Origin of the sequence: Paraburkholderia sediminicola (assembly GCF_046026675.1) — a bacterium.
In the GTDB taxonomy this organism is placed as follows: Bacteria; Pseudomonadota; Gammaproteobacteria; order Burkholderiales; family Burkholderiaceae; genus Paraburkholderia; species Paraburkholderia sediminicola_F.
Map to the genome: position 1 here is coordinate 2,415,705 of NZ_JAQQEY010000001.1, position 26,197 is coordinate 2,441,901.

A 26,197-nucleotide genomic window follows, 5' to 3' on the forward strand; every position below is an offset into this window, starting at 1 on the left:
TAGTTAAAACCTTACGCGTCGATCAGGTCGTCGAGCCGGAAACGTGCGATGCGGTAGATCTGATCGAGGCTCGCGCGCAATTCGTCGGCGCGGCTGTTGTTCACGCGCGCCTCGAAGTTCGCGATGATGCCGTGGCGGTCGTAACCGCGCACCGCGAGGATGAACGGAAAGCCGAACTTCTCGCGATAGGCGCTGTTCAACGCCACCAGCCTGTCGAATTCTTCCTGCGTGCACTGGGCAAGGCCCGCGCCGCTCTGCTCACGGGTGGATTCGGCCGTCAGCTCGCCGCGCACGGCAGCCTTGCCGGCGAGCTCCGGGTGGGCGTTGATCAACGCCAATTGCTTCTCTTCACCGGCCGTCTCGACGATGCTCGACATCTTGCTATGCAGTTCGTCGATGCTGGCAAACGGCCGTTGTACCGCGGCAATTTCCGCGACCCACGGCGAGTGCTCGAAAATGCCCGACAGCGCTGCGACGAACGCGTCGGTCGAGGTGCTGTTGAGTTGATCCAGAGTGTATTGCATCGCCTTCATGCCGCTGCCCCGCGGTTGTTTTGTTGGTAAGGGTGATGTTCGCGCCAGTGACGCGCGATATCGACGCGCCGCGTCACCCACACGCGATCGTGCTGTTCGATATGGTCGAGAAAACGTTGCAGCGCGCGGAAGCGCCCCGGACGGCCGAGCAGACGGCAGTGCATGCCGATCGACAGCATCTTCGGTGCCTCATCGCCTTCTTCGTACAGCACGTCGAATGCGTCGCGCAGGTACGTGAAGAAATGGTCCGCGGTGTTGAAGCCTTGCGGGCTTGCAAAGCGCATATCGTTGGTGTCGAGCGTGTACGGCACGATCAGTTGCGGGCTCTTCGCGCCGCCCGTCACTTCGACATCCATCCAGAATGGCAGATCGTCGCCGTAGTAATCCGAGTCATACAGGAAGCCGCCGTGTTCGGCTACCAGACGATGGGTGTTGGGGCTGTCGCGGCCGGTGTACCAGCCGAGCGGCCGCTCGCCAGTGATGCGCTCGATCGCTTCCATACCGAGGCGCATGTGTTCCGCCTCTTTTTCCGGCGACACGTCCTGGTAGTGAATCCAGCGATAGCCGTGACAGGCGATCTCATGACCGAGCTCGACGAAAGCGCGGCCCAGGTCAGGATGCCGTTCGATCGCCATGCCGACGCCGAACACCGTGAGCGGCAGGCCGCGTTTTTCGAATTCGCGCAGGATGCGCCACACGCCTGCCCGTGAGCCGTATTCGTAGATCGACTCCATGCTCATGTGACGGGACGGATAAGACGCCGCGCCGACGATTTCCGACAGAAACTGCTCCGAGCCCGGATCGCCGTGCAGCACGCAGTTTTCACCGCCTTCTTCGTAGTTCAGGACGAATTGCACCGCGACGCGCGCTCGACCCGGCCAGTTCGCCTGCACCGGGTGGCGGCCGTAGCCGATCAGATCACGTGGATAGTTCGAGTCGAGTGGCATGGTTTGACGAAAGCGTGGTGACGGACCGTAAAATTCGCGCGGAACTCACGTGACATGCACGTGGGTTTGCGTGCGTTCTGCATGCGTGTGTCTGCGTTTGCCTGCGTTTGCCTGCATTTGCCTGCATTTGCCTGCGGTTGCCTTGCGAGCAGGCAAATGCAGGCACAGGCAGGCCGGCGCGGGCGGAATCAGCCTTGAAAAAGCGGCACCAGAAGCAGCAGCAAAACAGCATTCGGGTACCAGCGCCGAGTGGGACCAGTGTAGCGAAAACGCCCGGGTGCGCCCATACACCCGGGCAGATAGTGCGTGTCAGACTGGATGTATGTGCGAAGCCGGCCCCACCGGGCGTTCCGTGGTGTTTACCCGCAGTAAACCACTCGAATTTGCACTTCCCGCAGCGCTTGCGGCCGAACCGCGCGGCGGCTGCGGATTTGGGTCCGCATCGGTCGGACTGAAGGATTCCAATGCGCCGTCGTAACGCTTGGCCAGCGGCCGCGCATAGTCGCCCCGCTTGGCTGTCGACAGCCGCAGCGCGACCAGCGCCTCGGTCCATTTGACCGCTGCGGTCACGCCTTCGATCACCGGCGCGCCCAGCGCATCTTCGATCTCCGCGCACAATTCGGCCATGCCGGCGCAACCGAGCACGATCGCGTCCGAGCCGTCCTCCTCCAGTGCGCGCCGGCATTCGTCGAGGATGATGCGACGCGCCGCCGAGCCGGGCTTGTCGAGATCGAGCACCGCGACGTCGGTCGCGCGGACGTTGCGGCAAAAGCGCTTCATGCCGTAGCGCTCGGCAAGATGCCACGCCATGCCGCACGTACGCGCCAGCGTGGTCACCACCGAAAACCCGGGCGCCAGCACGCTTGCGGCGTGCATCGCCGCTTCGGCGATGCCGATCACCGGACCGCGCGCCAGCTCGCGTGCCGCGTATAAACCCGGGTCCCCGAAGCAGGCAATCACGTACCCGTCGCAGCCCTCACGTTCGCCGGCGATGACTTCGGCCAGCAAACCGGGGGTTGCGAGGGCCTCGTCGTAATAGCCTTCGATCGAGGGCGGCCCCATCGTCGGATTGACCGCGATCACTTCGGTGCCGGGTGCGGCGACATCACGCGCGCAGCGGCTCATCGCTTCGGTCATGCGTTGCGTCGTATTCGGATTGATCAGTTTGATGCGCATAGCGACTCCTGTTGCGGCACTGGCTCAGCGAGCCAGCACGCGGTAGAACACAGCACCCAATCCGGCCCCGATGAACCACGAGAAATTGGCCAGCCCGTCGAGCGTCGGCACCATCACGCAGATCACGGCGATGACCGCAGCCGGCAACAATGCAGCCACGGCGCGGTAGTTGACACCGTTTTTGTACCAGTACGAGCCGCTCGGGGAGACCGAGTAGAGATCATCGAGCACGATCTTTTGACGCTTCACGAGGAAATAATCAACGATCAGGACACCATACAACGGTCCAATGAAACTGCCCAGTACGTCAAGCGTGTAGTGAATCACGGCCGGATTGTTGAACAGGTTCCACGGCGTGATGAAAATCGACGCCACCGCCGCGAGCATGCCGCCCGCACGCCAGCTGATCAGACGCGGAGCGACATTCGAGAAGTCGAAGGCCGGCGACACGAAGTTAGCGACGATGTTAATACCGATCGTTGCAATCGTGAAAGTCAACGCTCCGAGAATCACCGCGGTCGGATAGTCGATACGGCCCACCGTTTCGACCGGGTCCGTGATCAGTTGGCCAAATACCGGCAGCGTTGCCGCGGTTGTAACCACCGTCACCAGCGAGAAGGCGAGGAAGTTGACCGGCAAGCCCCAGAAATTGCCGCGCCGCACGCTGCGAAAACTCTTGGCGTAGCGCGAAAAGTCGCCGAAATTCAGCATCGGCCCGGAGAAGTACGAGACCACCAGTGAGGTTGCCGTGATCATCACCGGCACCACTTCCATGCCGTGATATTTGACACCGCCCAGATTGATGCCGATGTTTCGCCATCCTGCGCGATACACCATGTAGCCCGCGAGAATGAACATCACCACATAGACCGCCGGGCCGGCGAAGTCGATGAACTTCTTGATGGTCTCCATGCCGTGCCAGAACACCAGCGCCTGCAGGACCCACAGCAACATGAAACCGGCCCAACCCAACGTGGAGAGGCCCATGAAGCCATGGTGGTGCATATCCGCGTACGGCAACAGTTGCGGGACGAATTTCAGCACCACGATTACCAGCGCGCTCGACGCCAGATAAGTTTGGATTCCGTACCATGCTACCGCGATCAAGCCGCGAATCACGGCAGGAATATTCGCGCCAAGCACGCCGAACGTCGCGCGGCAGGCCACCGGATAAGGCACGCCATTCGCCTGGCTCGGCTTGGCGATCAGGTTGCAGAGCAGGTTGACAATCGTAATGCCGACCAGCAGCGCGATCAGCACCTGCCAGCTCGTCAGCCCAAGCGCGAACAGACTGCCCGCGAACACATAACCGCCTACGCTATGCACGTCCGACATCCAGAACGCGAAGATGTTGTACGCACCCCAGGTTTGGTGACGCAGCGGCGCCAGATCTTCGTTGTACAGCCTCTCGCTGTAGCCTGCTGGCATCGACGGATCGCTGGGCGCGCCGCCGTCTGCGTAGGTGGGAATTGCGGGATTGCCGGGCGCTGCACTGAACTGAGCCATGATTCCTCCTTGGGATAGGGACCATCGATAGCGAATCGAAGGACGTTGCATCGGCCATGCCAGCGGCCCTCTTCTCCCCGATTGGAAAATGGGAGCTTCGAGCCGACTGATTAACCGTGCCGCGGATGTCTCCGTACTTGATGTACTTGTGGTTATCGCACCGCCTGTCGCCGCGAATTCCCGGCGATGCGTTACTACTTCAAGGCTGTCATCCCCTGACGGCCACGCGTGCGCAAGCCGGCAGCGCTCACGCAGAGCCGCCTTGCAACGCCTGATTCGGTTCAGTTCAATTCAGTGCGGCGCGCACCAGCAACGGGCGCGCGCCGGCCGCCTGCCTCAGCCTGGCGCGGACTTGGGTCTAGCTGCTTCCTTCGACGCGCCGCCAAGGGCGCCAAACACTTCATGCAAATCAGCCGCGCCACGTGCCGGGCGCTCCAGCATCTTCAACTCGACGCTTTGCAAATGGCGCGACATCAGTGCCGCCGCCTCTTTTGCATCGCCGGCGTCGAGCGCGGCGAGAATCGCTTCATGGTCTTCGAACGAGCAAGGGCTGCGTCCGAGCGACTCGTACAGTGCCGAAATCAGCGTAGAGCGCGCCACCAGTCCGTTCAGACAGTCGCACAGCACGGCGTTGCCGGTGAGCCCGGCCAACTCGGTATGGAACTCGCCCGACAGGCGAATCCACGCCGGAAAATCACGTGTTTCGAACGCTTTGCGTTCACGGCCGATCATGCTGCCGATGCTCTTCAAACGGCGCAGGCCATGACCGCCGCAAATCTTTTCGACTACGGCCAGTTCGATGATCCGGCGCATTTCGAACACTTCATGCACTTCCTGCAACGACGGGCTGGCAACAAACGCACCACGATTCGGTTCGAGATCGACGAGGTGGTCGGTGGCCAGTTGCGCGAGCGCTTGCCGGATCGGGCCGCGTTTCACGCCGAATACTTCGCATAACTGTGCTTCTGTCAGCTTGGCGCCAGGCGCTAGCCGATGCTCGAGGATCGCGGCGCGGATGCGCTCGGCGATCGTTTCGGCTTTCGGACTATTCGCGGCGGCGGAATCTGTGTCGGACATGATGTGCGTCTCGGTATGTTTGTCATCATAGGATGGACATAAAGATTGTCAACAATTTTTGTCTTGAATTTCGACAATCTGGATGCTCTGACCATGGTGCGGCCTGGCGGACAACCCGCACAGGCCTTATTCTGCTTCACTACCAGTTTAATTAATGTATGGGAGGGCCGTCTATTGGTGACGGTTTTTGTCAACAAAGTGAGGGACCTCCATGCGGCCGATCTGCTAGGAGTTGCCCTGAATAACTGACCGTTAGTTGCGTTATAGACGCAAAAAGAAAGCGGACAAATGCCCGCTTCCCTGCCCCACGCCGTGTCAGGCAAGGGTCGGATAGCCCGATAACGACAGTTTGAACCCGTGCGCGTTGGCGACGAGGTGCGCGTCCGCGCCGACCGGCAGCGTCAGCATGTTGGGAATGTGGCCGAATTGCAGACCGATAATGACCGGAATCCCAATCACCGAGCGCACCTGCTCGATCATTGCGTGCAGGTCGTAGCCGTTGTCGTACTCGTACGGTTTGCCGCCGGAGAAATCGCCGAGCACAAGCGCCTGCTGCTGCGCGAGGATGCCCGAGAGGTGCAATTGATAAAGCATCCGCTCGAGCCGGAAAGGCTGCTCGTTGACGTCTTCGAGGAACAGAATGCCGCCCTGCACCGGCGGCATGTACGGCGTGCCGATCAGCGATGTCACCACCGCCAGATTACCGCCCCACAACATGCCCGTCACGTCGGCAGTCTGCGCTTGCGGCACATTGCTGGTCACCGTCATGGTGGGCTTGGTCAACGCGGACCAGAAGTGCTGCATGGTGAACTCGCTCAGATCTTCCGCGCCGAAGTCGCTCATCAGCATCGGGCCGCCGAAAGTTTTCACGCCGGCGCGTGCCAGCAAAGCAAGCTGCACCGCGGTGAAATCGCTATGCCCCACCAGCGCGACCGGTTGATCGGTCAGCCGCCGTTGCAGCCCTTCGTAGTCGAGTCCGTGCAGGATGCGCACTGCGCCGTAGCCGCCACGCACGGCTAGCACGACGTCGGGCAACTCACGCGAAGGGTCCGCCAGCCGGTTCAGATCGGCGGCACGCTCACCATCGGTGCCGGCGAAGCGCTGGTAACGGCGCCTTGTCGCCTCCACACCTTCGACGCGATGCCCCTGCGCATGCAAGCGATGCAACGCGCGATGCAACACCTCGGAATCATGCGGATACCCGGACGGCGCGATCAACTCAATGGTGCGATGGACGGTCATTGGCAAGACCTGTTGGACGTTGTTGTTTTAGAGCGGCTCAGCCGGCCCCGGTTCGCTGCGTGCTTCGACGTGCGCGTCGAGGCCTGCGTCGGGATGGGCTTCAGCGTGTGCTTCGCTACGTGCTGTGGTGTGCGTTTCGGTGTGCACTTCGACGTGCACGCCGGGATGTACTTCGCCACTTGCCACGACATGCGTTTCGCCCCGTGCCGCTGCGCGTGCTTCACGACTTGCGCGCCGCCGCTCGGCAAAGAACGATTTGAGCGCGGCGCCGCATTCGGTTTCGAGCACGCCGCCGGTCACCGTGGTGTGGTGATTCAACAGCGGATTCGCGAATGCGTCGACAACACTGCCGCACGCCCCGGTTTTCGGATCGCGCGCCCCGAACACGACGCGTGCGATACGCGCGTGCATGATCGCACCGGCGCACATCAGGCAAGGTTCCAGCGTCACATAGAGCTCGCAGCCCGGCAGACGATAGTTTTCGACAGCTTGTGCGGCTGCGCGCAAGGCGATCATTTCCGCATGAGCCGACGGGTCGTGCGCACCGATCGGATTATTGAATCCTTTGGCGATGACTTCGTCGCCCCGCACGAGCACCGCGCCGACCGGCACTTCGCCCGCTGCGCGGGCCTCTTCGGCGGCAGCCTGGGCGAGCGCCATGAAGCGACGATCACGCTCCGACACAGCCGCTGCGGGCGATTCGTCAGGTGTAGGGGTATCGATCAGCACTGTGGCGGCCGCGGTTGGCGTTGGATCACTCGCCGCGGACGCTGAAGCATCGGGATCAACGGACCCGGTCTGGCCAGCCAGCAGTGTTGCCGCCTCAGCCGATTCGCCGGACTCGACAGACCCCGGACTTGCCGAGGCGGAACGGGCAAGCGGCTCGCTCACTGCGAACCCGCATCGGCCATATTGAGGTTGCCGACGCGCTCCGACAGCCGCTCGGCAATGCGGCGGCAGTACTCGCGCGGCAGGACCAGTGGACCGCCGCGCAGCGATTCAAGCGCCATATCGAGCGCCAGCATGCGCGCCTGAAGACGGCAACGGATGGTCTGGTCGCTCACGGCATTGAGCTCCGCCTGCAGGTCGCGCAAGGCGCGCAGCTGTTCGACAGCCGGCGGCACGAAGCCGGCATTCTTCAAAATCCGGTTGGCGACACGCACTTCCTCCGGGACCAGTGCATCGTCCCCCAGGAGCAACGGCGCGCCCGCGCCCGGCAAATCATCGAACTCACCGCGCGCGGCTGCGGCGGCAATACGCTGTTCGACTAACGCATCAAGCAATTTCATCTGCAGTCCACTACGTTGCGGCCCAAGCATTCTATCAGGGAGCGCGCGACGGTTCTGGCTGTCTGACCGATGAATCCCCCTGGTTTTCAGATTCTGCGTATTTGAGGGGCGCATAGCGTGGATTAGCGTGGAGGGTTGCCGCCGCCGCTGCTTCGCACCCGCAAAAACTTACGAATATCTTTCGGCATGCGCCGCGAAAACGGCCACTCGGCGCTGCCATTGCCCCGTTCATGGAGTCCACTTACGTTATGCAATCCGGAATCACCGACCACCGCTTCGACACAGCACGTCCAGCTTGCGCCACATGCTGCGATCCGCGCCTGAGCGCATTGACTGCACGGCTCCGAAAGCGCGCTTTCAAAAGATATCTGCGCACGACAATGACAGCCATTGCCATGTCGGCCGCGCTATCAGGCTGCGGCGTGTTCTGCGGAGGTGCAGGTGGTAGCGGCGGCGGCTTTGCCGGCGGCTGCGCAACCGGCGTGCGGTTCTAGTCCGGCGCAACGTCTCCGCGATTCATCGAGAACGGCCCGCCCCTGCGCCGCGACGCATCCGCTTCCCGACGGCCGACGCGAACCCGTACATTCACCCGGCCGCCAACGACCAGCGCGCCAGAACGACATGCCGCGTACGGCCGAGCAGGCTGTGCACCAGCGCAAACTCACGCACGTTCCAACTGACGGCTTCGACAGGACGTGTCGCGATCGAGGGCATGCCGTAAGCGAGGGTCACGTGCGGCGTGTACGGCGTATTCGGCGAGACCGCTCGATCCCCAAATCCAGCGTTCTGCAATGCCAGTCCGAGTGCATCGTGAAGCGCATGGAGTCCAACGATGCCCTCGCCTCCGCCCAACACCAGCGGCCCCGGCCGCGGCTTCAGTGCAAAACTGACCGCACTGTCGAACTCGACGCTAAAAGGCTCCATGCTGATCGACGCGGCCGCGCTCATGGCTGCATCCACCCGCGCCGGCGGCAAGCCACCCGCAAAATTCCCGAGGTGCAGCAACGTGACGTGCAAACGGTTGGCCGCGAGCGGTTTGCTCTTCGAACGCGTCTCTGAGCAGAGCTGTTGCGCCAGCTTCGAGATGCCCGCCGCCGTGCGCGTATCTGGAAAGACGGCGAAGAACAGGCCGTCTGTCGGCACAGGTGGCGCCTCGAGTCCGGGCAGCCAGAGTTGCTCAGGCATGGCGCGCCTGAATGGATGACGCAAACATTTGGAAGAATCTCCTCGCATCGATGCGGACGTGCCCACGCATCTGAAAAATTTTCACGACTCGATGGGGCGAGACGAGGTTCAACGCACCCCATGTCCCCGCGCCCGTTCACGCCCAATGAACTTGCACTCACTGGCCGTCCACGCACGATACTGTACATTCATACAGTATCGATGACAACGTGGAATCGCATGCGAAAGTTATCCGACCGCTTGAAATGGCCCCCTCAAGTTCGCCCGTGCGTCCCCATCAATGGTCGCAAGCGGAGGTTTTGACGCGGGACATATCCTGCCTCCTGGCGAGACCGAATCACATATTCGGATAGTTCGGACCGCCGCCACCCTCAGGCGTCACCCAGACGATGTTCTGGGTCGGGTCCTTGATATCGCAGGTCTTGCAGTGCACGCAGTTCTGCGCGTTGATCACGAGACGCTCGCTGCCGTCGTCGTTCTTCACGAACTCATACACCGCCGCGGGGCAGTAGCGTGACTCCGGACCGGCATAGGTCTGCCAGTTCACATTCACCGGCACCGACGGATCTTTCAGCGTCAGGTGAGCCGGCTGATTCTCTTCATGGTTGGTGTTCGAGATGAACACTGAAGACAAGCGGTCGAACGTCAGCTTTCCATCCGGCTTCGGATACACGATCTGCTTGCACTGCGACGCCGGTTTCAGCATCTCGTGATCCGAATGCTGGTGATGCAGCGTCCAGGGCACGTTGCCGCCTAACAGCTTCTGCTCGATGCCGACCATCAGGGTGCCGAGGTACAGGCCCTTGCTCATCCACTGCTTGAAGTTGCGCGCACGATGCAGTTCTGTGTGCAGCCACGAGGTCTTGAACGACTCCGGATAGGCCGTCAGCTCGTCGCTGGTGCGGCCAGCCTGCACGGCTTCAAAAGCAGCCTCAGCGGCCAGCATGCCGGTCTTGATCGCCGCATGCGAGCCCTTGATCCGCGATGCGTTCAGGAAGCCTGCATCATCACCCACCAGCGCACCACCCGGGAACACCAGCTTCGGCAGCGACAGCAGACCGCCCGCAGTAATCGCTCGTGCGCCGTACGACACCCGCTTGCCGCCTTCCAGAATCGCGCGGATTGCCGGATGCGTCTTGTAACGCTGGAATTCCTCGAACGGCGACAGATAGGGGTTCGTATAGCCCAGACCGACCACAAAGCCCACCACCACCTGGTTGTTGTCCATGTGATAGAGGAACGAGCCACCGTAGGTGTCGTTCTCCAGCGGCCAGCCAGCGGTGTGCATCACCAGACCCGGCTTGTGCTTCGCCGGATCGATTTCCCACAGTTCCTTGATGCCGATGCCGTAGACCTGCGGATCGACGCCTTCGCGCAGCTTGAATTTATCGTTCAGCTGGCGGCCCAAGTGCCCACGCGCGCCTTCGCAGAACAGCGTGTACTTCGCGTGCAATTCCATGCCGAGCTGGAAGTTCCCGGTCGGCTCGCCATCCTTGCCGATACCGAGATTGCCGGTGGCGACGCCTTTAACGGAGCCATCGTCGTTATACAGAATCTCAGCAGCCGGAAAGCCCGGGAAAATCTCCACACCGAGCGCTTCAGCCTGCTGACCCAGCCAGCGCGTGACGTTCGCGAGGCTGATCACGTAGTTGCCGTGGTTCTTGAAGTTGTCCGGCAGCGCCCAGACCGGCACGCTCTTCGAGCCGGTTTCCGTCAGGAACAGGAACTTGTCTTCGGTCACGTCGACCGTCAGCGGCGCGCCTTTTTCCTTCCAGTCCGGGATCAGTTCGGTGATGGCGCGCGGATCCATCACCGCGCCCGACAGGATATGAGCCCCGATCTCCGAGCCTTTTTCCAGTACGCACACGCCAAGCTCGACGCCTTTCCCAGCCGCCAGCTGCTTCAGGCGGATCGCCGCGGACAGGCCAGCCGGGCCGCCACCGACGATCACAACGTCGTATTCCATCGACTCGCGCGGGCTGGCAAGTTCATCAATCAGGGTTGTCGGGATTGACACTGCGTCGGTCTCCATTATTTGGAATAGATGAAAAACAGAATGCCGCGATTGAGCAAGCTGTTTTGAATGCTTCAATCCGTGAAGGTCACCCCGGATCTGCCGGTCGTCAGGCCGGCGACGCGATCGGGCCTGGTGCGCCGGGCAAAACCAGGCCGGGCAAAACCAGCATGCGTGCCGCGCTCATCGTCGGTCGCTTTGTCTCGGGCGGGAGCACTGACCAGGACCCATCCTCGTGGCGGAAGAAGAAGATCGACAGATCACCGGACGCCCGCCTCGACGCCACGCACACGTAACGCCACCGGCTCGCGCGAGAGTGACTGAAAAACGTCACGCGCGCGCGCATCGCCGAATCCGGTCCAAACCACCTTTCCACAAGGCGGCGCAACGATGTTTCCTGATTGTTCACTGGCTCTCCTCTGATCCCGGCCGGCACGCATGCGACCGCGCCGATCGACGGTCGGCGGCCTCGACTGCACATCGCCGATCACACCGACCGAACTGCGATCCCGCTCCATACGGCCCGGATCCACAGTAAGGCAATGTTCTTCCGATACCACCACCCTGGTCGGGTAGACCGGCCGCCTTTCGCGACAACGCCGGCATGCACGACTGGACGATCTGCAATCGCAGAGAACAAGGTTTTCCCTGGCCTACCTGTTCCGGGTGGTTGCCCGCCCTCCCGCACCCTTTACCGTGGCGCCATAAAGTCCGCATTCCGGTCGGGACAGCGAAGCCCAACGGGAAAAGGACGACAGGAGACAACCTATGACCGCTTCCCCCGATTTCCAGGCAAAGTCCGCGTGGACAATGACCCTCCTGCTGACGGGGCTCGCCCTCATCAATTTCCTCGACAAGATCGTGCTCGGTCTGGTGGCCGTGCCGTTGACGGCTGATCTGCATCTTTCGCCGGAAAAATTCGGACTTGTCGCCGGCAGTTTCTTCTGGCTCTTTTCCATTTCGACCGTCCTGGTGGGATTTCTTTCGAACCGCTTCCCGACTCGCTGGTTACTGCTGGCGATGGGTCTGAGCTGGGCAGCACTCCAACTGCCGCAAGCGATGGCGACGAGCGCGGCGGGACTTCTCATCTGCCGCGTGATCCTTGGCGCCGCCGAGGGCCCGGCGTTTCCGGTCTCCGTGCATGCGTTGTACAAGTGGTTCCCAGACCGGAAACGCAATCTGCCGGTCGCCTTCATCAACCAGGGCGCCGCCTTCGGCATGCTGCTGGCCGGCCTGCTGATTCCGCTCGTCACGCGGCAGTGGGGATGGCGCATGAACTTCCTGCTGCTCGGCGCGATAGGCGCAGCGTGGAGCGTGCTGTGGGCATGCTTTGGGCGCGAGGGAGGACTAGGCAAGCACCAAGCCGTACCGACCGTGCGAATCCAGGCATATCGGCTGCCCTATCGAAGGATCCTCATGGATCGTTCGATCCTCTCGGTGTTCGCACTGGGATTCACGGCTTACTGGACGCTGGGCCTGAGCCTCACGTGGATACCCACGTACCTCGAAAAAGGACTCGGATTCAGCGGTGTCGAAGCTGGTCGTTGCTTCGCCGTTGTGGTCGCGACTGCTACACCGGTCAACGTGGGTCTGAGCTGGTTATCCCAGCGCATGCTCGGACGCGGCGTGTCCACACGCAGGGCGCGTGTTCATCTGATCTGCCTGTCGGCAGCGGTAGGGGCTCTGCTGTACATCGCCCTCATGCTGCTTCATTTGCCGCCGTTGCAGAAGGTGGCGTTACTCGCGATCGCAGGTGCACTACCGACTTTGAGCTTCACGCTCGCTCCCGCGCTGCTCGCCGAAATGGTCCCGGACAGCCAGCGCGGATCGCTCGTCGCGATCCACACGGCACTCGCGAGTCTTGGCGCCGCATTCGCGCCGGCCGTGATGGGCCGGATCGTACAGGTCTATGGCGGCGGCAATAGCCATGCATACGAACTCGGCTTCACGGTCAGCGCCGTATTGCTGATCGCAGCATCGCTCGCCGCCTTGCGCTGGCTTCATCCAGATCGCTCGCACAAGACACTCAATCACTTTGCCACGCAAGCCGCGGCTTGATACGTGCCTGGCCAATCCAGCGGTGATAAGGACAACGGCCGCTGTACGTGCGCAAACCCCTTCCAACGAACAGAGGCGCCATGATCGGATCTGGCAACAACGCTCGCAGCACAATGATCGCAGCAGAGTACGACTATATCGTCGTCGGCGCAGGCTCCGCGGGCTGTGCGGTGGCCGCCAGACTGACAGAGGACCCAACGGTCACGGTGGCGCTGCTCGAAGCAGGTCCGCATGACCACCACATGAGCGTATGGGTGCCGATCGGTCTTGCATCGACCGTGCAAAAGGCCGGTCCGCGCAACTATGCGTACTACACGGAACGCCAGGCTTATCTTGACGGACGCCCTTCCTATCAGCCGCGCGGACGCGGACTGGGCGGCAGTTCATCGATCAACGGCATGGCCTACATTCGTGGACATCGCAACGACTACGATGAATGGGCGAGCCTCGGCTGCACGGGTTGGGGCTACGACGACGTGCTGCCCTATTTCCGCCGCAGCGAATGCAATCAACGCCACGCCGGACGCAATGACGATCCGTGGCATGGCGGCGACGGCCCGCTGCACGTCAGCGACCTGCGTACGCCCAATCCGTTTTCCCATCGTTTCGTGAACGCCGCGGTGCAAGCCGGATTGCCGCTGAACACGGACTTCAATGGCGCGGAGCAGGAAGGCGCCGGTCTTTACCAGGTCACTCAATTCAACGGCGAACGCTGGAATGCCGCGCGTGCCTACCTGCACAACGGCAATGCAAAAGATTCGAACCTGAACGGCGGCCGCCCGAACCTGGATGTACTCACGGATACGCAGGTATTGCGTCTGGTCATCGAAGGTAAACGTGCGCGCGGCGTCAGCGTCGTGCGTGCAGGTGTCGCGCAAACGCTTCGGGCCCGCCGCGAAGTCGTACTCAGCTGCGGCGTCTTCAATTCGCCGCAACTGCTGATGGCGTCGGGCATCGGCCCGGCCGAGCACCTGCGCAGCCACGGCATCGAAGTCGTCCAGGATCTGAACGGAGTCGGCGAAAATCTGCAGGACCACCTCGACATCATCGTCAACAAACAGGTCAAGTCTAACGACCTCTATGGCTATTCGGCGGGTGGTTTTCTGCGGCTGGCGTCCGGCATGCTGCGCTACCGGCGCGATCGCAGCGGTATGGTCAGTTCCAACTTCGCTGAGGCGGGTGCCTTCGTGAAGAGCCGCCCCGAGCTGGCCGTCCCGGACGTGCAGCTCGCCTTCGTTCTCGCTCTACTCGGCAATCGCAACGTGGCGAAACGCAGCAAGCTCGGGCATGGCTACTCCTGTCACGCCTACATCCTGCGTCCCGAGAGCCGCGGTCACGTGCGCCTGCGTAGCGCGGACATGCGCGACGCGCCGTTGATCGACCCGCGTTTTCTGTCGGCCGAGGCCGACATGGACGCGCTAGTTGCGGGCGTCAGAATCGTCCGCCGTATCTTTGCGCAGCCGGCGCTGGCCGAAGCGGGCGGAAAGGAATTGCTGACGGACGATTTCGGCCCGGACGATTCGAACGAGGAGGCAATCCGTGCGTTCGTGCGCAGTCACGCCGACAGCGTCTTTCACCCGGTCGGCACGTGCAAGATGGGAATCGATGCAATGGCCGTGGTCGATCCTGCCCTGCGTGTGCGCGGCATTGAAGCTCTGCGCGTGGCGGACGCGTCGATCATGCCGACACTGATCGGCGGCAACACCAACGCGCCCGCCATCATGATCGGTGAGAAAGCCGCCGATCTGATCCGCGCCGACAACCGATAAATGCTCGCGCTGCACGCTGAAACGGCCAGCGATCGGCGGTGCGCGAAAGAAGAACCCGGCATACGCGAATCGCGTCCGCCTGTGAAACCGCCCCAACCGTCGCGAGCCTCACGCGCCGCGGCATCCCCGGGCCCAAACTAATGGAGACATGACATGCAAGCAACAGAGATCGCGCCCGCTTCGACCGTGGCGCACCCGCATTCCGACGCCTGGCCATTTACGGTGGAGCGCTACACGCCGACGATCGGTGCGGAGATTCGCGGCGTCGACCTGCGCGAGCCGCTCGATGACGAGACTTATGCCGCGCTGCGCCGCGCGCTATTGAAGTTCAAGGTTCTGTTCTTCCGTGACCAGGACATCAGCTCAGCCCAGCATGTTGCCATGGCAAAGCGGTTCGGCGAACTGGAGACCCATCCGGCGTTTCCCCATCATCCCGATCATCCTGAACTCGTGATATTCGGCCGCAACGATACAAAACGCGGTCGCGAGAACCTGTACCACTCCGACGTATCGTGGCGCGAAATCCCGTCGATGGGCTCCATGTTGCGATGCGTGCAATGTCCGGAGGTCGGCGGCGACACCATCTGGATCAACATGGTGGCGGCCTACGACAATCTGCCCGACGACGTGAAGGCGCGAATCGCAGGCCTCAAGGCAGTCCACGATTTCCTCCCGCTATTCGGCATTGCGGTTCCCGAAGACCAGCACGCGGCGATGCGCGCGAAGTTTCCGCCCGTCGAGCATCCGGTTGTGCGAGTCCACCCCGAAACCGGCGAGAAGATCCTCTACGTCAACGAAGCGTTTACGACCCATCTGTCGAATTACGGCCGCTTGACCGCTCAGGAATATCGCGTCGGCTTCGACTACAAACTCGCCGAAATGGATCTGCTGCAGTACCTGTTCCGTCAGGCCCAGGCGCCGGAATATCAGGTCCGCCTCAAGTGGCGTCCGAACACGATCGCCTTCTGGGATAACCGCTCGTGCCAGCACTACGCGGTGCAGGACTACTTCCCGGCCCCGCGTCACATGATGCGCGCGACCGTGATCGGCGATCGTCCGGTTGCGGCCTGAGTTCGACGCGCTCTTCAGAACCTCAGGAAACCAAATGAAAATGCTGAACACCTTCTACATCGATGGCCAATGGGTCGAGCCGTCTGCCGGCAGCACGCAGACGGACATCGTCAATCCGGCCACCGAGACGCTGACAGGACGGCTGACGATGGGGACTGCGGAAGACGCGGATCGCGCCGTCGCCGCGGCGCGGGCCGCTTTTCCGGTCTGGTCGGAATCGAGCCGCGCCGAGCGGATCGCGCTGCTCGAGCGGATTATCGAATGCTACCGTGCACGGCTCGACGACATCGCTGAAGCGGTGCGCATCGAGATCGGCGCACCCATCACGCTGTGCAAACATCTGCAAGCCGCGATCGGCCTCTCGCAGCTTCAGGCCGCAGTAGAAACGCTGCGCCATTTCGAGTTCGAAACGCATCACGACAAGAGCTACGTGCGCCGCGAAGCGGTTGGCGTCGCGGCACTGATTACGCCATGGAACTGGCCGTTGAACCAGATCGCCGCCAAGGTCGCGCCGGCCCTGGCAGCGGGTTGCACCGTCGTGCTGAAGCCTTCTGAAATCGCACCGCTGGATGCTGTGATCTTCGCGGAAATCATGCACGAAGCAGGCACCCCGCCCGGCGTCTTCAACATGATCTTCGGTGAGGGACGCGTCGTCGGCACACGCTTGTCGTCGCATCCCGATGTGGACATGGTGTCGATCACCGGGTCGACGCGTGCCGGCGTCGAGGTAGCCATGAGCGCCGCGCCCACGGTCAAGCGCGTGGCGCAGGAACTCGGCGGCAAGTCACCGCTGTTGATTCTCGACGACGCCGACCTGCAGGCCGCGGTCAAGAGTGGCGTGGCCCAATGCATGGTCAATTCCGGACAGACCTGTGTCGCACCGACCCGCATGCTGGTGCCGCGCGAACAATACGACGACGCCATTGCGACTGCCGCGGCGGTCGCCAATGGAATCGTCGTCGGCGATCCGGCGGACCCGGCGACCAAAATGGGTCCGATCTCGAACCGCGCGCAATACGAGAAGGTGCAACACATGATCCGGGCCGGAATCGAGGAAGGCGCCCGCGTGATTGCCGGCGGTCCCGGCAGGCCCGAAGGACTTGCGCAGGGCTTTTACGCGCGGCCTACCGTCTTTGCCGATGTCCGCAACGACATGAAGATCGCCCGCGAGGAAATTTTCGGACCGGTGCTGGTGATGATTCCGTATGACGGCGAGGAACACGCCATCGCAATGGCCAACGACACCGAATACGGTTTGGCCGGCTATATCGCCACCAGCGACCCCGAACGCGCGCGTCGCGTCGCCGCACGCCTGCGTGTCGGGTCGGTGCGCATCAATGGCGCGATGCTGGACATTACGGTTCCCTTCGGCGGCTACAAGACGTCCGGTAACGGGCGTGAGTATGGTCACGAAGGCCTGGCAGAATTTCTCGAGTGCAAATCGGTGACCGGCTGAGATCACGTACAAAGGGCCTGCTCACACACACCATGAGCAGGCCCTCTGGATTCGCTGCAAGAACGCTTGAAACGCGTTTTACAACGTGGACAACGTCAGCGCGTTCGTCACCGAGGTCACGCCCTCGACACCTTCAGCAGCCTGAGTCGCCAGACCGACCTGCGACTGTTCGGGCACCGTTCCTTCCAGTGTCACCACACCGCTACGTGCGCGAACCGTGATCGTGGCAGCCCTGAGCCCTTTCGTCCTGCTCAACGCACGAATCACGTTCTTCTGCAGCGCACGGTCGGCGGCCTTGAGCGCTTTCGCGTCCGATGCATACGACTGGCCGGACGCCGGAGCCGCAGCGCTGCTCTGAGCGCGCACATCCAGCGACGCCAGAACAATCAGCACGCCACCCACCACTTTGGTTACCCTGGTTTGCTTCATGGAAGTTTTTTCCTGTTGTTATATCGGACCGCTTGAAAACAGATACGGCAGCGCTCACGAGCGACGCCGCGAAGCGGCGTCTTCCCGATAACGCCCAACGTCGTCAGAAACGATGCGTCATGCCGAGCACCGCAAGAATCTGCTTCGAACCGCTGGCGACGCCCGTGACGCCAGGCCAGCTCATGTTCGCGGTGCCGTTGTTCTTCAGGTAGCCCGCCCGCATGTAAAGACTCGTACGCTTCGACAGACTGTGGTCGACGCCGACTTCGACACCCGGCGTGTTGTCGTGAACTCCACGCACGTCCCGCTCGATGCCGGCGATTTCGATCACGTCCGCTGCCGTGGCCTGGATCGTCGCACCCAGTTCAATGATGCTGTACGAGTGAACCAGCGAAGCAAGCGGCAGCTTGATCGCCGGCGTGATCGTGACCAGCGCGCCGGCGGGCGCATCTTTCGGCCGGTTATACGAATAGTTGAACTGGAAGTTCACGATGCCCAGCCGGTATGCCAGCGCGCCGGTAAAGTGCTCCGTTGCCATCAGGTCGAAGGTGGTGAGCAACGTCGGGGCCGTGGGCACCAGCGGCGCACTCTCCTGCGCTCCATGCTGATACTGATAACCGGCGCCCGCGTAAAAACCATAGCCCGAATAGTTCGCTGCCAGGTCGAGCATCGCGCCGGACCGAACCGGCACGGGTTGCGTCACCGTGGAAGGCATCGCGTACATCGCGTAGACGTGCACGCCTCTCATGTCGGGCGACGTATAGACGATCGAATTGCTGGTTCGCCCGGCCACGTACTGCGTGGCGAGCGTGGACCGGTCGGTGGCGCCAGCCAGATCGGCCGCTGCCAGCGGTGACATGACTTCGTTGCCACGGAACGGGTCGGTGAAGTAGACCGCCCAGAAGCTCGGCTGATATTGACGGCCGAAGGTCAGCGAGCCATAGGTGTCATGCTTCAGCCCCACCCACGACTGCCGGTAGAACATCGCCGTACTGTCGGCGAAAAAAGATCCGTTGTTGATGTTGTAGCCGTTTTCGATGTCGAATACCGCCTTCAGCCCATTACCGAGGTCTTCGGTCCCTTTCAGCCCGAACAGCGAACCGGTGGATCCGCCACTTCGTTCGGAAAACGAATGATTGCCACCGCTATCCAGATACTGGATAAACGTGTCCGCCACCCCGTAAAGCGTCACACTTGACTGCGCCGCCGCCCCCCCTGCGGCAAGAATCAACGTAGCCCCACAAATACTCTGACTCATGAAACGCATGCATGTCTCCCTTTTTGTGTTTGCCGCGTCCGACGGACACGGGTCAAGCAAACTCATGCAGATGTCCGCCGGGACGACGGTCGGCAACAACCTGACCCGTCTTTGCGAGGCCATATTGCAGGGACGTCCACACAGATCACCTACCCAAACAGAGGGGGGACGGGAATACCCCGACCGATGAAGCGGGTGGCGACAGGCAGCGGCCCTCCCCCCCAACGTAGGGGGCCGCAGGCGTTCGCCGTTCAGATAGGCTCCGTGGTATCGACCACTCAAGGGCGGATGAATGAATGCTTCCGCAAGCGAGATACCTATGTCTGCCATCCCCGTGAATCCTTCAGCAAGACGGCTCGTGCATACCCGCCGTATCGAGTGCATGGGTTTCGAGCGAGGCGACGGCCTGTTCGACATCGAAGGCCGTATGCGCGATACGAAGGCCGACGACGCCGATCTGCTCTTCAAGACCGTGCCCGCCGGTTCGCCGATTCACGAAATGCGCATCATCGTCACGGTCGATTCGAAGCTCGTTATCCATCACATCGAGGCTCATACCGACTCCGCGCCGAGCCGCTTTTGCGCGGAAATCAACCACGCTTATCGCAGCCTCGAGGGCTTGAGCATCGGCGCGGGCTTCATGAAGGAGGTCAAGAGCCGGCTGAGCGGTCCGAAAGGCTGTACGCATCTGAGCGAACTGCTCGGTCCCATCGCCACGACTGCCATCCAGACATTGATGGGTTGGCGCAAGACCGCGCCCGTCCAGACGAAATCTGACGACGGGGGACAAGCTGTTCAGGCGCATCCAATGACCGACACCTGTCACGCATGGCGCGCGGGCGGCGAGGTCGTGCAATTCGTGGCGCGGCGCGAACACGCGATGCAGCAAAACGAAGCGCATATTGCCGATGCAAGCCGCCCGCCACACAAGGGATAATCCGGGAAGACACTACCCCTGCCGCAGGTGAAAACGCTACCCGTGCTGCGCTACAATGTGCCGATTATCATTTCGTCCTTTGGCCCGCGCCGACGAGGCGCGAAGCTCGAGCGCGCAAGGCGCAGGTCACGATGCCGCAGAATTTCCCTCCCGTGGACCCTCGCCGCTCACAAAGCGGCGCCGCGGATTCCAGATCTGATCCCCGCTTGATTCCGCCGCGCAGCACCGCCCGCATCGTCGCGCGCGAACGCCTTCTGGCTCAGTTACTCGACGCACGGCGCAACCGTTGCGTCGTGCTTCAGGGTCCCGCCGGCTGCGGCAAGACGAGCCTCCTGATCGCGTGGCGCGAGGCATTGCTTTCGCTCGGCTTCGACATCGCCTGGCTGACGCTCGCACCTGAAGACAACGAACTCATACACTTTCTCGACTACCTCGTCGCGAGCCTCGCCCACGTCGACCCGGCGATGTGCCATGAAGCCGCCCTGCTAGGCGGTCGCGGCACGGACGACGAAACGGTCGAACGCACGATCATCGCCCTCGTGCGCGGTATCGCCGCCCATTCGAACGACGTCGTGCTGGTGCTGGACGATCTGCATCACGTCACCAATGCGCGCAACCACGAAGCGTTGCAATGGCTCCTCGACTACGCGCCGGCGAATCTCCATCTCGTGCTCGTCTCACGCCAGGCGGTGCCGCTCGCACTGGGCCGCCCGCGCGACCAGGGCCTCGTGCTGGAACTGGACATGCGCGACCTGCGCTTCACGGCCGCCGAGTCCGAGGCATTCCTCAAGGCCCAGTTGGGCGAGATCGGACAGCGCGATGCGCGGCACATGCACGAACTGACCGACGGCTGGGTGGCGGGACTGCAACTCTTCGCAATGCGTCTCAAGCGAAAGAAGCAAAGTGCTACGGACCTCACGTCGGCCGATCCGCTCGCTCACGCCCAACTTCTGGATGCCCGCGGGTTTGCGGAGTACTTCGAACGCGAAGTGTTGTCACGCCTTGCGCCGCCCGAGGTGGAACTGCTGATCCGAATGGCGAGCTGCACGCGGGTATGCGCGCCGTTGTGCATCGCATCGATCGGCGACGAGCAATCTCCCGCCGAAGTGCGTGCGCTGCTGACAAGGCTGGAAAGCGACAACCTGTTCCTCGCCCCCATCGAGAGTTCAGGTAGCGAGTCATGGTACCGGCTGAATCCGCTGTTTCGCGAGACGCTGCTCGAGCGTTTTCGTGCACGCAGTGAACTGCATCAACGCGAAGTGCATCTCGCCGCATGGACCTGGTTCCGCGATCACGAGCAGCCCGACGACGCCGTGCGGCATGCGTTACTCGCGGGCGAAGCAGCAGCGGCAGCCGACCTTGTGCTGCGCGTCGCCCGCACGATGCAGATCAAGGGCGACCTGCGCAAGCTGGTCGGACTGATACGTCTGCTGCCGCTTGCCGAAGTGCAGGCTCGCATCGGGCTGCGGCTATGGATGGTGCATCTGCAGTTGTACGCGCGCGAATTCGACGCCTGCGCCGCGGCTATCGCGCGCCTTCAGGCCGACATTCCCGAAAACGACGTGCATTCGCTATACCGCCTCATCCTGTTGCGAGCCGCGCTTGCCGTCCAGCGCGACGACACCGACGATGCGATGTCGGTGTTGCCGTACATGCTGCAAATCCCGGCTCACGCTGACAGCCTCGCAGTGGGCGGCCGCAATAACCTGCTGTCGTGGATTCACATGCGTCGCGGCGAATACGAGGAGGCACGGCGCGTTCAGGACGAGGCGCCGCAACTGCTTGTGGACGGCGCACCGCTCATGGGTACCTCGGCCGGTACGCTAAACGGCCGCTGCATTGCAGGTTTCAGCTATGCGCTGGAGGGCAAGTTCATCCAGGTCGAGCGCATCAGCCGCGACGTTCTGTTCGACGCCGATCAACGCGGCAGCGCCGCCGCCGAAGCCGCATGTTTTGCGGCAGCGCTGCTTGGCGAAGTGCTGTACGAATTCAACGAACTGGACGCGGCTCGCAAACTTCTGGAGGACCGTATCGACGTGCTCGAACGCGTGTCCATTCCGGATTCCGTATTGCGTGTACTGAGCGTGCTGTCAGCGGTCCACTGGGTGGCGGGGCATCGCCTCGACGCCTTCGCCTATCTCGAGCGCCTCGAAGAATACGCGACGCAATACGGTTTGCATCGGCTCGTCGTCCATAGCGTGGCCGAGCAGATTCATCGCCATCTGCTAAGCGGTCAGTTCGATGCGGCGGAAGCCGGCCTCGCCCGGCTCGACATGATCGCCGCGCGGGTTGTGTCCGCTCCGGCGGCTACCCTGGCGGGGACCGTCGCGGAAATTCACGCGATGGCGGAACGCTCGCACATCAACTGGTGTATCGCCCACGAGGATTTCGAAGGAGCCGCGGGTCGCCTTCAGGCGCTGATTCCATTCTGCGAGGCGCGCGGCTGGCAACGCCACGTTGCGCATTTCCAGATGCAGGCCGCCGTGGTCGATGCGCGGCGCGGCCGGGCCGACGCCGCGCGCGAAGCCGTGCTCGCCGCGTTGCGCCGGGGCCACCGGCTAGGTCTCATGCGTAGCCTGCTCGACGCCGATCCCGGCGCGCTGGATCTCATTACCGCCGTGGTACAAGGCGAGGCGCACGATCCGGTTTTATCCTTCTATGTAAGCCGGCTACAGGCCGCGCAGAAGGCGACCTTGGCCAGTGGCGCAGTGCCGGCCGCCCAGGCCGTCAATCGAAGCGCACAGCCCACCGGTCCTGAGATGCTCAGTGAGCGCGAAGCTCGGGTTGTCGGCCTGCTTGCGCAGGCGTTGCCCAACAAGAAGATTGCCCGCACGCTAGGCATCTCGCCGGAAACCGTCAAGTGGCACCTGAAGAACATCTACGGCAAACTTGGCGTGACCAGCCGCGACGAGGCGGTCGCACGCGTGCGCGACCTCGAATTAGGCCCGGCGCCCGTGGCCGGTGGCGAGGGCGGCTGACACGCCCGCGTCATAGCGTGCCCCTCCGGCATTCCTTCTCCATTCTGATCGCCTTCGCCACCCACCTCGGGTGGTTCGCTTCCGGCCACGAGCCACTATCCTATAACTCAAGGGGTCACGCGCCGCCGCGAGCGGCGGACTTACCTCATAAAACAAACGCTGGCGCGCATCATGGCGCGCGCTGAAGCTCAGGAGACAGGCGCAATGACGCTCATGGCTAGTGAATACACGGCAGCCCCTTACCGTCCCGTACGCTTTCCGGAACGGCGCCCGCTCGTCGAACGCCGCCCCGACGGCACGCTGATGCTGAGTTCCGCCAGCCAGCCCCCCGACATCGCACAGAACGGCTTCGCTGCCTTCATCCCCGAATGGGCCGAGCGCCGCGGCGACAGCCCGGCGTTCTGCGAACGGGATGAAAACGGCGCGTGGCGCTCGGTCAGTTGGCGCGAGCTATGGCGTCAACTGCAAACTGTCGCAGCCAGGTTGCTGGAAATGGGCCTCGGCCCGCAGCGTCCACTCGTCCTGCTCTCCGGTAATTCAATCGAACAGGCTGTCCTGCTGCTGGCGGCCGAGTACGTCGGCATTCCTGCCGCACCGGTATCGGCAGCCTATTCGACGCTCAGCCAAAACTTCGCCCGTCTGAAAGGCGTGCTCGAACTGGTGCCTCCTGAGGCCGTGTTCGTGCAGGACGGAACGCAGTTCGAACGCGCGCTCGCAATTCCAGAACTGGCAGCCATGCCCGTCATCGCCGTACGCAATGTCCAAGGCTCACAGCGTGCATGGGCCGACGTGCTTGCCGGTGACGTGACGCCGGCAAGCGTCGCCAGGGTTGCTGCCGCACACGCGGCCATTCGCCACGACGACACTGCCCGCATCCTCTTTACGTCGGGCTCGACCGGAGCGCCGAAAGGCGTGCCGCTCACCTATAGCAATTTCAAGGCGGTTGCCGCCTACTACGCGGACAACCTGGGTTGGCTGCGGGAATCCCAGCCGGTGTTTCTCGACTGGCTGCCATGGCACCATGGTCTCGGCGGGGTCCTGAACATCGGGCGCTCAGTCCAGTTCGGCGCGACGCACTATATCGACGACGGCCGGCCGCTGCCTGGTCTGATCGAGCGCACGGTACGCAACCTGCGTGAAGTCTCGCCCACCATCTTCACCAGCGTCCCCTCTGCATGGGCGGTGCTCGCGGGCGAACTCGAGCGCGATCCCGCGCTTGCCCGCAGCCTGTTTGCCAACGTGCAGTACTTCGGCTACGGCGGCGCAAGCCTGCCAACGGACGTGTGGCATCGCATCCAGCGCGTGGCCGTGGAGACGATCGGCAAGCGCGTTGTCTTCTCGACGGGCCTCGCCTGTACCGAGACGAGTGGAATGGGCACCTACTGCGGCTGGCCGAGCCCCGATCTCGGCAACATCGGCGGACCCGTACCCGGCTCGGAAGTGAAGCTCCTGCCGCTCGAAGGTGGCGATGGACGCTACGAAATCCGTATGCGCGGCGCGAATGTATTTGCCGGCTACATTGGCAACCCCGCGCTCACCGCCGCCGCTTTCGATGACGAAGGTTACTTCCGGCTCGGTGACGCGGTGCGCCTCGCGAATCCTGACGACCCAGGCCAGGGCCTGCTCTTCGCCGGACGGGTAGTCGAGGATTTCAAACTCACAAGCGGCACCTGGGTGCGAACCGGCGCCGTGCGGCTCGGCTTGCTCGACCTGTGTGCGCCCCTCGTCTCCGATGCCGTGATCTGCGGCCACGACCGTGAATTTCTGGCTGCGCTAGCCTGGCCGAATGTCGCCGCCTGCCGGCGTCTCGCCCCCGAACTCGCCGGGCTCGACACCGAGAGCCTGGTGCAGCACCCGGTCGTCGTCGCCGCGCTGCGCGAACGCCTCGCCGGTCGCACTGGCGGCGGCGCAAGCCTGACCATCGAACGCCTGATGCTGATGGCCGAGCCGCCTTCGATCGATGCCAATGAGATCGCCGAAAAAGGTTACGTCAACCAGGCCGTGACCCGCGCGCGCCGTGCGCACTTAATCGAACAGCTTTACAAAGCCGAACCTGCAGCACATATCGCCTGCATGCGATAACGCCACACATGGACTCACGCCGCATCCATTCCCAGGAATTTAGTTATGCAAATTACACGTACTGTTTTTCGTGACGATCATGAAATGCTGCGCACCACGGTGCGTCGCTTCCTCGAACGGGAATGCACGCCCAAACAGGCCGAGTGGGACAAGGCTGGCCGCGTCGACCGTGAAACGTGGCTAAAGGCGGGGCGCGAAGGTTTGTTGTGTCTCACGCTCCCAACGGAATACGGCGGTGGCGGCGGCGACTTCGGCCACGCAGCGATCCTCAATGAGGAAGTGAATCGCGCTGGTTTGAGTGGTCTTGGCTTCGGCGTGCACTCGGACGTCATCGCCCCGTATATCGCCCGCATCGGCGATGAGGAGCAAAAGCAGAAATGGCTGCCGAAGACCTGTACCGGCGAATCCATTCTCGCAATCGGCATGACCGAACCCGGCACCGGCAGTGATCTGAAGGCGATACGAACCACGGCGTTGCGCGACGGCGACGAGTACGTCATCAACGGCAGCAAGACTTTCATCAGCAATGGACTTAATGCCGACCTGATCGTCCTGGTCTGCAAGACCGACCCCAGCGCGGGCTCCAAAGGCGTCAGCCTGATCGTCGTCGAGGCGACCCGTGAGGGATTCCGCCGGGGCCGCAAGCTTGAAAAAGTCGGCATGCACTCGCAGGACACGGCCGAGCTATTCTTCGACAACGTGCGCGTACCGGTAAGCAATCGTCTCGGTGAAGAGGGCAAGGGCTTTGCCTATCTGATGGGCGAACTGCCGCAGGAGCGGCTCTCAATCGCCATCGGTGCTGCCGCAAAACTGGAAGCCTGCCTCGAGCACACGATCAACTATGTGAAGGACCGCAAGGCTTTCAATCAGACCGTCTGGGACTTCCAGAACACCAAATTCAAACTGGCTGACATCAAGGCGCAGGCAACCGCCGTGCGTGTACTGGTCGATCACTACCTCGCCGAACATGTGCGCCGGCGTCTCACGCTAGAAGAAGCGGCGATCGCCAAACTGTTCGCCACCGAATCGCTCGGCAAGGCGCTCGACGACATGGTGCAGCTGCATGGCGGCTACGGCTACATGCTGGAGTACCCCGTTGCCCGAGCGTTCGCCGACGCGCGCGTCAACCGTATCTATGGCGGCACGAGCGAGGTCATGCGCGAGCTCATCTCCCGCAAGCTGTAGTGCGA

Annotated in this window: 20 protein-coding genes; 8 read left to right on the forward strand and 12 right to left on the reverse strand. The window is 62.5% G+C overall.

Annotation, left to right across the window (positions count from 1 at the left end; all coding sequences use genetic code 11):
• Positions 1–11: 11 nt before the first annotated feature.
• The 10 genes from uraD to PQQ86_RS10570 form a co-directional block, all read right to left on the reverse strand.
• A complete protein-coding gene (gene uraD, locus PQQ86_RS10525; RefSeq protein WP_408266354.1) occupies positions 12–533 on the reverse strand; it encodes a 2-oxo-4-hydroxy-4-carboxy-5-ureidoimidazoline decarboxylase in 522 nt (173 codons plus the stop codon).
• Positions 530–1,480, reverse strand: a complete 951-nt coding sequence (gene puuE, locus PQQ86_RS10530) for an allantoinase PuuE (RefSeq protein ID WP_408198274.1) — start codon at positions 1,478–1,480, stop codon at positions 530–532. The genes uraD and puuE overlap by 4 nt, the downstream gene beginning before the upstream one ends.
• 309 nt (positions 1,481–1,789) lie before the next feature.
• On the reverse strand, positions 1,790–2,656 hold the full coding sequence (locus tag PQQ86_RS10535; protein WP_408266356.1) for an aspartate/glutamate racemase family protein: 867 nt from the start codon (positions 2,654–2,656) through the stop codon (positions 1,790–1,792).
• 24 nt (positions 2,657–2,680) lie between these two features.
• Positions 2,681–4,162, reverse strand: coding sequence for an NCS1 family nucleobase:cation symporter-1 (locus PQQ86_RS10540; RefSeq protein ID WP_054035316.1), 1,482 nt, complete (start codon positions 4,160–4,162; stop codon positions 2,681–2,683).
• 336 nt (positions 4,163–4,498) lie between these two features.
• A complete protein-coding gene (locus PQQ86_RS10545; RefSeq protein ID WP_408266359.1) occupies positions 4,499–5,239 on the reverse strand; it encodes a GntR family transcriptional regulator in 741 nt (246 codons plus the stop codon).
• 315 nt (positions 5,240–5,554) lie between these two features.
• A complete protein-coding gene (gene ldcA / locus PQQ86_RS10550) occupies positions 5,555–6,481 on the reverse strand; it encodes a muramoyltetrapeptide carboxypeptidase (protein WP_408266361.1) in 927 nt (308 codons plus the stop codon).
• Positions 6,482–6,508: 27 nt separating this feature from the next.
• Positions 6,509–7,210 carry a tRNA adenosine(34) deaminase TadA gene (tadA, locus tag PQQ86_RS10555; protein WP_408270212.1) on the reverse strand — a complete coding sequence of 234 codons (702 nt, stop codon included), beginning with the start codon at positions 7,208–7,210 and terminating at the stop codon, positions 6,509–6,511.
• Between the two features lie 158 nt (positions 7,211–7,368).
• Complete coding sequence (locus PQQ86_RS10560; RefSeq protein WP_408266363.1) at positions 7,369–7,770, reverse strand: DnaJ family domain-containing protein; 402 nt, start codon at positions 7,768–7,770, stop codon at positions 7,369–7,371.
• A 585-nt stretch (positions 7,771–8,355) separates the two neighbouring features.
• Positions 8,356–8,955, reverse strand: coding sequence for a 2'-5' RNA ligase family protein (locus PQQ86_RS10565; protein WP_408266365.1), 600 nt, complete (start codon positions 8,953–8,955; stop codon positions 8,356–8,358).
• A gap of 337 nt (positions 8,956–9,292) precedes the next feature.
• The gene (locus PQQ86_RS10570; protein WP_408270215.1) at positions 9,293–10,921 is read right to left on the reverse strand and encodes an electron transfer flavoprotein-ubiquinone oxidoreductase; all 1,629 of its coding nucleotides are present in this window, start codon (positions 10,919–10,921) and stop codon (positions 9,293–9,295) included.
• Between the two features lie 816 nt (positions 10,922–11,737).
• Here PQQ86_RS10570 and PQQ86_RS10575 point away from each other — a divergent pair.
• The 4 genes from PQQ86_RS10575 to PQQ86_RS10590 all read left to right on the forward strand — a co-directional run bounded on the left by PQQ86_RS10575 (position 11,738) and on the right by PQQ86_RS10590 (position 17,323).
• Positions 11,738–13,027 (forward strand): MFS transporter, encoded by a 1,290-nt coding sequence (locus PQQ86_RS10575; protein WP_408266367.1) that lies wholly within the window; start codon positions 11,738–11,740, stop codon positions 13,025–13,027.
• Positions 13,028–13,107: 80 nt separating this feature from the next.
• On the forward strand, positions 13,108–14,796 hold the full coding sequence (locus PQQ86_RS10580; protein WP_408266372.1) for a GMC family oxidoreductase: 1,689 nt from the start codon (positions 13,108–13,110) through the stop codon (positions 14,794–14,796).
• A 153-nt stretch (positions 14,797–14,949) separates the two neighbouring features.
• Positions 14,950–15,867, forward strand: a complete 918-nt coding sequence (locus tag PQQ86_RS10585) for a TauD/TfdA dioxygenase family protein (RefSeq protein ID WP_408266374.1) — start codon at positions 14,950–14,952, stop codon at positions 15,865–15,867.
• A 34-nt stretch (positions 15,868–15,901) separates the two neighbouring features.
• Positions 15,902–17,323 carry an aldehyde dehydrogenase family protein gene (locus tag PQQ86_RS10590; protein WP_408266376.1) on the forward strand — a complete coding sequence of 474 codons (1,422 nt, stop codon included), beginning with the start codon at positions 15,902–15,904 and terminating at the stop codon, positions 17,321–17,323.
• A gap of 78 nt (positions 17,324–17,401) precedes the next feature.
• Here the strand turns inward: PQQ86_RS10590 and PQQ86_RS10595 are convergent, their stop codons facing one another.
• On the reverse strand, positions 17,402–17,752 hold the full coding sequence (locus tag PQQ86_RS10595) for a BON domain-containing protein (RefSeq protein ID WP_408266378.1): 351 nt from the start codon (positions 17,750–17,752) through the stop codon (positions 17,402–17,404).
• 103 nt (positions 17,753–17,855) lie between these two features.
• Positions 17,856–19,019: a porin gene (locus PQQ86_RS10600; RefSeq protein ID WP_408266381.1), complete on the reverse strand. Its 1,164-nt coding sequence runs from the start codon at positions 19,017–19,019 to the stop codon at positions 17,856–17,858.
• Positions 19,020–19,329: 310 nt separating this feature from the next.
• Here PQQ86_RS10600 and PQQ86_RS10605 point away from each other — a divergent pair, with 310 nt between their 5' ends.
• The 4 genes from PQQ86_RS10605 (at position 19,330) to PQQ86_RS10620 (ending at position 26,192) form a co-directional block, all read left to right on the forward strand.
• Positions 19,330–19,947: a DUF2889 domain-containing protein gene (locus PQQ86_RS10605; RefSeq protein WP_408266383.1), complete on the forward strand. Its 618-nt coding sequence runs from the start codon at positions 19,330–19,332 to the stop codon at positions 19,945–19,947.
• Between the two features lie 131 nt (positions 19,948–20,078).
• Positions 20,079–22,925, forward strand: coding sequence for a LuxR C-terminal-related transcriptional regulator (locus tag PQQ86_RS10610; RefSeq protein ID WP_408266385.1), 2,847 nt, complete (start codon positions 20,079–20,081; stop codon positions 22,923–22,925).
• 204 nt (positions 22,926–23,129) lie between these two features.
• A complete protein-coding gene (locus PQQ86_RS10615) occupies positions 23,130–25,007 on the forward strand; it encodes a feruloyl-CoA synthase (protein WP_408266387.1) in 1,878 nt (625 codons plus the stop codon).
• A gap of 45 nt (positions 25,008–25,052) precedes the next feature.
• Positions 25,053–26,192 (forward strand): acyl-CoA dehydrogenase family protein, encoded by a 1,140-nt coding sequence (locus tag PQQ86_RS10620; RefSeq protein WP_408266389.1) that lies wholly within the window; start codon positions 25,053–25,055, stop codon positions 26,190–26,192.
• Positions 26,193–26,197 lie beyond the last annotated feature (5 nt).